Annotated in this window: 10 protein-coding genes; 3 read left to right on the top strand and 7 right to left on the bottom strand. The window is 70.9% G+C overall.

The genetic code is table 11. The annotated features are described in order from the left end of the window. Positions 1–197 precede the first annotated feature (197 nt). Genes A9O63_RS16350 through rsxA form a run of 7 tightly spaced genes read right to left on the bottom strand, consistent with a single transcriptional unit; the run spans position 198 to position 5,663 of the window. Positions 198–455 (bottom strand): RnfH family protein, encoded by a 258-nt coding sequence (locus tag A9O63_RS16350; RefSeq protein ID WP_002723777.1) that lies wholly within the window; start codon positions 453–455, stop codon positions 198–200. Then, entirely contained in the window at positions 452–1,186 is a 735-nt protein-coding gene (locus tag A9O63_RS16355; protein WP_069332892.1) for an electron transport complex subunit E, read from the bottom strand. The genes A9O63_RS16350 and A9O63_RS16355 overlap by 4 nt, the downstream gene beginning before the upstream one ends. A gap of 15 nt (positions 1,187–1,201) precedes the next feature. Next, positions 1,202–1,861: an RnfABCDGE type electron transport complex subunit G gene (locus A9O63_RS16360; protein WP_069332893.1), complete on the bottom strand. Its 660-nt coding sequence runs from the start codon at positions 1,859–1,861 to the stop codon at positions 1,202–1,204. Next, the gene (locus A9O63_RS16365; RefSeq protein ID WP_069332894.1) at positions 1,858–2,946 is read right to left on the bottom strand and encodes an RnfABCDGE type electron transport complex subunit D; all 1,089 of its coding nucleotides are present in this window, start codon (positions 2,944–2,946) and stop codon (positions 1,858–1,860) included. Before A9O63_RS16365 ends, A9O63_RS16360 begins: the two co-directional genes overlap by 4 nt. Continuing rightward, positions 2,943–4,496: an electron transport complex subunit RsxC gene (gene rsxC / locus A9O63_RS16370; RefSeq protein WP_069332895.1), complete on the bottom strand. Its 1,554-nt coding sequence runs from the start codon at positions 4,494–4,496 to the stop codon at positions 2,943–2,945. Before rsxC ends, A9O63_RS16365 begins: the two co-directional genes overlap by 4 nt. After that, a complete protein-coding gene (locus tag A9O63_RS16375; protein WP_069332896.1) occupies positions 4,493–5,062 on the bottom strand; it encodes an RnfABCDGE type electron transport complex subunit B in 570 nt (189 codons plus the stop codon). The genes rsxC and A9O63_RS16375 overlap by 4 nt, the downstream gene beginning before the upstream one ends. 19 nt (positions 5,063–5,081) lie before the next feature. Then, positions 5,082–5,663 (bottom strand): electron transport complex subunit RsxA, encoded by a 582-nt coding sequence (gene rsxA / locus A9O63_RS16380; RefSeq protein WP_069332897.1) that lies wholly within the window; start codon positions 5,661–5,663, stop codon positions 5,082–5,084. Between the two features lie 474 nt (positions 5,664–6,137). Between rsxA and A9O63_RS16385 the strand changes: the two genes are divergently transcribed. From A9O63_RS16385 to A9O63_RS16395, 3 genes are read left to right on the top strand one after another with little or no spacing between them, the layout of a single operon-like run. After that, positions 6,138–7,433, top strand: coding sequence for an FprA family A-type flavoprotein (locus A9O63_RS16385; RefSeq protein WP_069332898.1), 1,296 nt, complete (start codon positions 6,138–6,140; stop codon positions 7,431–7,433). A 28-nt stretch (positions 7,434–7,461) separates the two neighbouring features. Then, complete coding sequence (gene fdxC / locus A9O63_RS16390; RefSeq protein WP_009561381.1) at positions 7,462–7,749, top strand: ferredoxin FdxC; 288 nt, start codon at positions 7,462–7,464, stop codon at positions 7,747–7,749. 50 nt (positions 7,750–7,799) lie between these two features. Then, the gene (locus tag A9O63_RS16395) at positions 7,800–7,997 is read left to right on the top strand and encodes a 4Fe-4S binding protein (protein ID WP_009561380.1); all 198 of its coding nucleotides are present in this window, start codon (positions 7,800–7,802) and stop codon (positions 7,995–7,997) included. Positions 7,998–8,093 lie beyond the last annotated feature (96 nt).

Consider the following 8,093-nt stretch of genomic DNA (forward strand, 5'->3'; position numbering starts at 1 on the left):
GCGCCGCCTCGGCCCCGGCGGGACCGCCGCCCACGACGAGGACGCGCTGGCCCGGACGGAGCGCAAGGGCGGCGCCTCCCGCCGCGAAACCGGCGGCGGCGGCGGCAAGGCCCAGGGTGAAATGGCGGCGGCTCAGGCTCTGCATCGTCAGGTCTCCTAGCGGGACCGGGCCCGGCCTGCGGCCGGAACGCCCGGGATCAGCGTTTCTTTTCCAAGAGCTCGGCTTCGGGATGGATCGGGCGGTAGATCTCGACGCGGTCGCCCTCGGCCAGCGTCCGGTCGAGCGGGCAGATCGCCCCGAAGATCCCCACCTTGTTCACCGCGAGGTCGATCTCGGGGAACTGGGCCAGAAGCCCCGACCGCTCGATCGCCTCGCGCGCACTGGTGCCCTCGGGCACGTCCACATGCTTCCAGACCTGCACGGTCGGCTTGGCATAGGCCACTCCCACGATCATGCGTCGTCCCCCGCCTCTTGCAGCCGCGGCGTCAGCACGCCGGCCGCGGTGAACACGCGCTCGACGCGCAGATCCCGGATCTCCTGCTCGAGGCTCTTCTTGCGGCTGTCGACGATCGACTTCAGCGCGAGGATGACCCCGAGCAGGATGAAGCCGCCCGGCGGCAGGATGGCGATCAGGAAGCCCGGATAGTCGGGCAGGATCGTGAGCTCCATGAAGGCGAAATGCGGCCCGAGCAGCACCGAGGCCTGCGCGAAGAGCGTGCCCGAGCCCACCAGCTCGCGCACCGCCCCCACGAGGACCAGCGCCAGCGTGAAGCCCACCCCCATGGTCAGCCCGTCGAAGGCCGAGGCCAGGATGCCGTGGCGCGAGGCGAAGGCCTCGGCGCGCCCGAGGATGGCGCAGTTCGTGACGATCAGCGCGATGAAGAGGCCCAGAACCTTGTGCAGGTCGTGGACCCAGGCGTTCAGCGCGAGATCGACCACCGTCACGATGGCCGCGATCACGAGGACGAAGGCCGGGATGCGGATCTCGGGCGTGATGGCAGGGCGCAGGGCCGAGATGGCCGCGTTAGACAGGATGAGGACGGCGGTGGTGGCCAGACCCATGCCGAGCCCGTTGGTGGCCGTCCCGGTGATGGCGAGCGTGGGACAGAGCGCCAGCATCTGGCCCACCACGATGTTCTTGTCCCAGAGCCCGTCGCGGGCGATCTTGCCGAAATCCGTGGACATGGGGTTCCTCCTCCCTCAGGAGCGGGGCGGGAGCGGGGCTAGCAGCTCCGCGCGGTGACGGTCGAACAGGGTGAGGCCGCGGTGAATCGTGCCCACCACCGCGCGGGGCGTGATGGTCGCGCCCGAGAACTGGTCGAAGATGCCGCCGTCGCGGCGCACCTTCCAGCCGGCGGGCCCGGGATCGGCCAGCGAGCGGCCGGCGAAGTCCTCGATCCAGTCGTCCTTGCCGATCTCGATCTTGTCGCCGAGGCCCGGCGTCTCGGTATGCGAGAGCACGCGCGCGCCGAGGATCGTGCCGTCGGCGGCCACCGCCATCAGGACGCGGATCGCGCCGCCGTAGCCGTAGCCCGTGAGCTCGAAGGTGACGGCCGTCACCGCCCCGCCCCTGGCGGCCACATAGACCCGCACCGCCCCTTCGTCCGCGTCCGCGAGGGTGCGGATATCGGCGGTGGGATCGTTGTCGTGCAGGGTTTCGGGCAGCACCTGCGCGAGCGAGGCCAGCAGATCCTCGGCCGAGCGGGCGGCGATGGGGCCGCGGGTGGCGTCGCTGGCCAGCGCCAGCATCAGCGCCGAGACGAGCGAGAAGAGGCCGAGGAGCAGCCCCGAGACGAGGGGCGAGCTCTTCCAGTCGCGGGCGGGGCCCGGGGGCGGCGGAGCGGCGGTGTCGTCGGTCATCTCTTCCCTCCGCGCGGCGCCCGGGCCTTGACCGGCAGGGGCTTGCCCGTCCGGGTGCGGCCGAAGACGCGGGGGCGCACATAGGTTTCGATCAGCGGCGTGCAGGCATTCATCAGCAGCACCGCGAAGGCCACGCCCTCGGGGAACGAGCCCCAGGTGCGGATCACGAAGACGAGCGCGCCGATCGCCACGCCATAGACGAACTTGCCCATCGCGGTGACCGGCGAGGTCACATAGTCGGTCGCGATGAAGAAGGCGCAGAGCATCGTCGAGCCCGAGGTCAGATGCAGGAGCGGCGGCGCAAACCTGTCGGGGGCGAGCGTCGAGGCCAGCGCCGAGAGCCCGGCCAGCGTGCCCAGGACCGAGAGCGGGATCACGGGCGTGACGATGCGCAGCGCCATCAGCGCGATGCCCCCGAGGAGGAGCAGGATCGTGCTGGTCTCGCCGAGGCTGCCCGGCACGAGGCCGATCAGCCGCGCCTCGAGACCCGCCAGATCCGGCGCGATCTCGGACATGGTGGCGCCTGCGCCGATCTGGCTCTTGATGTGGCTCAGCGTCGAGGCGCTCGAGACGGCGTCGAACTCCTGCGAGCCCGCGAAGGTGATGGCGAGCCCGTCGAGAAAGCCCGGCCCCTCGGGCAGACCCACCGGCGCGACCCAGGTCGTCATGTGGACGGGCAGCGCGATGAGCAGCATGGCGCGGGCGACCATGGCCGGATTGAAGAGGTTCTGGCCCAACCCGCCGAAGAGATGTTTCGCGATCACGATGGCGATGGCCGAGCCCGTCCCCCCGAGCCACCAGGGCGCGTAGGGCGGCAGCGTCATGGCCACGAGCCAGCCCGTCAGGATGGCCGAGCCGTCGCCCGCGAACCGCGCCACGGGCTTGCCCGCGACCCGGAGGCAGGCCACCTCGAAGAGCCAGGCCGAGGCCACCGTCACGAGGAAGAGGAAGATCGCGGGCCAGCCGAACATCCACAGGCCGAAGAGCGTGGCGGGCGCGAGCGCCGCGCTCACCGTCAGCATGGTGCGCGAGACGGTGAAGAGCGTGTGGGTGTGCGGACCCGAGATGATGAGCGGGGCGGTCATTGCGCGGCACCTCCGGGCTGGGCCATCGCCTGAGCGGGCGGCGGCGGCGGCGGCGCGGCGGCCTCGCGCTGCTTCCTGGCCTCCATCTCGGCCTTGCGCTTGGCCATCATCTGCCGCTTGGCCTCGGCCGCGGCCTCTTCGCGGGCCTTCCGCGCGGCGGCGAGGCGCTTCGTCTCTTCCTGCTGGTGCCTGCGCCCCTCGGCCTCCGCGAGCTTGCCCTTGGCGTAATGGATCGTCTGCACGAGCGGGATGTTCGAGGGGCAGGTGAAGGAGCAGCAGCCGCAGGTGATGCAGTCGAGAAGCCCGATCCGCCCCGCCCCCTCGAGATCCTCGGACTGGATGCGGGCATTGAGCTCGAAGGGCGTGAGGCCCACGGGGCAGGCCTGCGCGCAGCGCCCGCAGCGGATGCAGGGCATGGTGTCGAGGCCGGGGGTCTCGGCGCGCGTCAGGGCGAGGATGCCGCTCGTGCCCTTCACCACCGGCACGCGCGGGTTCTGGATCGGCTGGCCCATCATCGGCCCGCCGAGAAGCAGCCGGTCGGGCTCTTCGGCATAGCCGTCGCAATGGGCGATGACCTCCGACACGGGCGTGCCGATCAGGACGCGCACATTGGCGGGCCGCCGCACCGCCCGGCCCGAGACCGTGACCACGCGCGACAGGAGCGGCTCGCCGTAGCGCACCGCGAGATGGACGGCATGGGCGGTGGCTGCATTGTGGACGACGACGCCCAGATCGGCGGTCAGCGCCCGCGCCGGCGTCTCGCGCCCGGTCAGGATCTTCACCAGATGCTTCTCCGAGCCCATCGGATACTGGGTCGGCACCACCTGCACCCGGAGCGGGATGTCGAGCGCGCGGTCGAAGCGCTGCATGGCCGAGATGGCCTCGGCCTTGTTCGACTCGATGGCCACGACGATCTGCGCCACGCCCAGAGCCCGGGCCATGATCCCCACCCCGTCGGCGATCTCCTCGGCCCGCTCGCGCATCAGCCGGTCGTCGCAGGTGAGGTAGGGCTCGCATTCCGCCCCGTTGATGACGAGCGTATGGAGGTCATATTTCGCCCGCAGGTTCAGCTTCACCGCCGAGGGGAAGGTGGCGCCCCCCATGCCCACGATCCCCGCCTCGGCCACCTTGGCCGCGATCTCCTCGGGGGTGGCATTCTCGGGCCGGAGGCGGCCCAGCCGGGGCCCCCAGCTGTCCTGCCCGTCGGTGCGGATGGTGATGGTGGGGATCGGCAGCCCCGAGGGATGGGGGGCCGCGAAATGGCCCACCGCGATCACCCGCCCCGAGGTCGGCGCATGGATGTTGGCCGAGACGGGCCCGCGGGCGCGCCCGATCAGCTGGCCCTTCACCACCAGATCGTCGCGCCTGACCAGCGGCTCGGCCTCGGCGCCGATATGCTGCTGGAGCGGCACGCGGAGCAGCGTGGGGATCGGCATGTCCTCGATGGGGCTTTCCGAGCTCAGATGCTTGCGCGTCTCGGGATGGACGCCGCCGCGGATGCCGAAGAACTGCGAGGGCCGGAAGAGGGCCGCGAAATGGGGAAAGCTCATGCCGCAACCTCCGCGCCCCGGGCCTCGAAGGCCGTGCGGGGCTTGTCCCAATACCAGCTCTTGAGGGTCTTCGGCTTCACGCGCGCCACGATGGCCTCGGTCGGGCAGGCCTCGATACAGGCGTTGCAGCCGATGCAGGCGTCGGTGACGACGGTGTGGATCTGCCTGTTCGCACCGATGATCGCGTCGGTGGGGCAGCGCTTGAAGCAGCGCATGCAGCCCGTGCAATGGTCCTCGAAGATGAAGGCCACGGTGGGCTCCGCCTCGGCCATGCCCGAGACCGCCCCTCCGCCGCCGCCGTCGGTGTCGACGATGGCCGCCAGCGCCAGCGCCACGTCGCGCCCCCCCGGCGCGCAGGCGGTGACGGGGGCCGCGCCCTCCGACATGGCTTCGGCGAGGCCGCGGCAGCCGGGATAGCCGCAGGCGCCGCAGTTGGTGCCGGGCAGGATGCCTTCGATCGCATCGACGATGGGCGGGCTCTCGACGTGGAACCTGCGGGCGGCCACCCCGAGCAGGAGGCCCAGCCCGAGGCCCAGGGCAGACATGGAGACGGCGGCTTCGATCATGGCAGGGCTCCGGTCCGGGTCAGTTCGGCGCAAGTCCCGCGAAGCCCATGAAGGCCATCGACAGGAGACCTGCGGAGATGAAGGCGATGGGAGCGCCCGCGAAGGGTCCGGGCACCGACAGCTGCGCCAGACGCTCGCGCATGCCGGCGAAGATCACGAGGACGAGGGTGAAGCCCGAGGCCGAGCCGAAGCCGTAGAGCAGGCTCGAGGCAAGCCCGTGCCCCTCCTGGATGTTCAGGAGCGCGACGCCGAGGACGGCGCAGTTCGTCGTGATGAGCGGCAGGTAGATCCCGAGCGCCTTGTGCAGCCCCGGCGCCAGCTTGCGCATCACCACCTCGATGAACTGCACGATGGCCGCGATCACGAGGATGAGGCTCAGGATGCGCAGGAAGGTGAGATCGAGCGGTTCGAGGATCAGCGCCTCGACCATCGAGCTCGCGCCCGCGGCGAGGGTCAGCACGAAGGTGGTGGCGAGCCCCATGCCGATGGCCGCGTCGGTCTTGCGCGACACGCCCATGAAGGGACAGAGCCCCAGAAACTTGACCAGAACCACGTTGTTCACGAGCGCGGTGCTGAGCAGGATGAAGAAGAAATCGCCCATGGCCTGTCCCGTCTGACGCCCGCCGCCGCGGGGATCGCGGGAGGGGAGCGGCGCTGTCGCACGTCTGTCACGAACCGGAAGAAGCAGCCGCCGTGCCAAGCGGCGGAAGGGGGCGCCCCGCGCCCGTCCGCGCCACGCGCCCCCGCGACCGTTGGAGGAGGGGCCCCGGCCCCGCGGGCCGCGCTTTACACGGGCGCGTGATGTCGCGTTCCCGACAGGTCTGTCGGGGTTCCTCCCGTTTCGGACAATCGGCGCGCGAAAGATGGCCTTTCCGAACGTTGCCGTGCGGCCCTCTCCCCGCTTCGCGGGCCGGTCCGGGGGCAAGGGCGCAGGGCCCTCATGCGCTGCGGCGCTGGCGGGACGAGACCCGCTCCCCCGTCAGCCCGGCCGGCGCGGGGAAGGTTCCACGCCGCGCCCCGCGCTTGGCACGCCGCCTGCTTCCTTCCCTCCAGATGCCAGCCGAAGGAGCGTCCCTTGACCGCCGCCGCCGCTCGCCCTGCCTCCGTGCCGCCCCTTCCCTCCGGAGGGCCGGTCGAGATCGTGCCCGGCGTGCACTGGATCGGCGCCTTCGACCCGGGCCTGCGCAGCTTCGACACGCTGATGAAGACCGCCAACGGCACGAGCTACAATGCCTATGCGGTCCGCGGCTCGGCGGGCGTGGCGGTGATCGACACGGTGCATGCGGATCATGCCGAGGCCTTCTTCGCGCGCCTCGAAGCCGTGGCCCGCTACGACGAGATCACGCAGATCGTGCTCAACCATCTCGAGCCCGACCATTCCGGCGCTTTGCCCGAGCTGCTGCGCCGGGCGCCGCAGGCCGAGATCCGCCTCTCGCCCCGCGGCCTGCCGATCCTGCGGGCGCTCCTCCGCGACGCCTTCGAGGCGGCCCGCATCCTGCCCGTCACCACCGGCGCCGAAGCGGATCTGGGCGGGCGGCGGCTGCGCTTTTTGACGACGCCCAACGTCCACTGGCCCGACACGCAATGCAGCTATCTCGTCGAGGAGGGGATCCTCTTCACCTGCGATCTCCTCGGCAGCCACTATTGCGACGAGCGGCTCTTCGACGACCGGGTGGGCGATTTCCGCTTCGCCATGGATCATTACTTCGACCGGCTGATGCGGCCCTTCCGCAGCTTCGTCACCCAGGCGCTCGACCTGATCGAGCCGCTCGAACTCTCCGTCATCGCGCCCTCGCACGGGCCCGTGCTGCGCACCGATCCGCGCGGCTATCTGGGCCGGTATCGCAGGCTCGCCGGGCCCCGCTCGGCCCCCGGCCCCGACCGGACGCTGGCCATCCTCTATATCTCGGCCCATGGCGCGACGGCGCGTCTCGCGCAGGCGATCCGGGACGGCGCGGCCGGAGAGCCGGGCGTCCGCGTCTCGCTCTTCGATCTGGAGGGGGGCGAGCTTCATCCCTTCCTCGACCTGATCGAGGAGGTGGACGGGATCGCGCTCGGCACCCCCACCATCAACGGCGATGCGGTCCGCGCGATCTGGGAGCTTCTGGCCATGCTCGTGGACATCGAGACCCGCGGCAAGCTCGGGGCGGCCTTCGGCTCCTACGGCTGGTCGGGCGAGGCGGTCCGTCAGGTCGAGGCGCGGCTTCAGGGGTTGAAGATGCGCCTGCCCGAGCCGGGGCTGAAGGTGAAGCTCAACCCCGCCGAAGAGGATCTCGAGGAGGCGCGCGCCTTCGGCCGCCGCCTCGCCGCCCATCTCACCGGCCGCGCCCCGCCGCGCGAGGTCGATCTGGCCGATCTGGCCTCCCGCTGACACGAGCCCCGACACGAAAGGACCCGCGATGGAAAAGGCCACCCTCACGTTCACCGATGTCGCCATCACGGTCAATGTGCCGCCCGGCAGCCGCATCATCGAGATGTCCGAGAAGGTCGGCTCCGGCATCACCTACGGCTGCCGCGAGGGCGAATGCGGCACCTGCGTCACCCACATCCTCGAGGGGAGCGAGCATCTTTCGGACCCTTCGGCGCTCGAGCTCCGCGTGCTCTCGGAAAACATGGCCGGCAAGGACGACCGCCTCGCCTGCCAGTGCCGTGTGCTGAGCGGCGCGGTCAAGGTGCGCCCCGGCTGAGGCCGGGCGCGTCCAAGACAGGCTTCTCCCACCCCAGAAAGGAACGTCCCATGTCCATGACCATCTCTGCCGATCTCTGCACCGCCTGCGGCGACTGCGAGCCCGTCTGCCCCACCCATGCGATCGTGCCGCGCAAGGGCATCTATTTCATCAAGTCCGAGGTCTGCACCGAATGCGAGGGCGAATTCGACATGCCGCAATGCATGAGCGTCTGCACCTCCGACAGCATCGCCCCGCTGGAGGCCTGACCCGATGGCGGGCGGCGGCCCCCGCGTCGGCACCCCGGCCGATCCGCGCCTCCTGCGCGAGCGGCTGAGGGTGGTGGCCGCGCCTCCGGGGCGGCT

The organism is Cereibacter johrii (assembly GCF_001720585.1).
Classification (GTDB): domain Bacteria; phylum Pseudomonadota; class Alphaproteobacteria; order Rhodobacterales; family Rhodobacteraceae; genus Cereibacter_A; species Cereibacter_A johrii.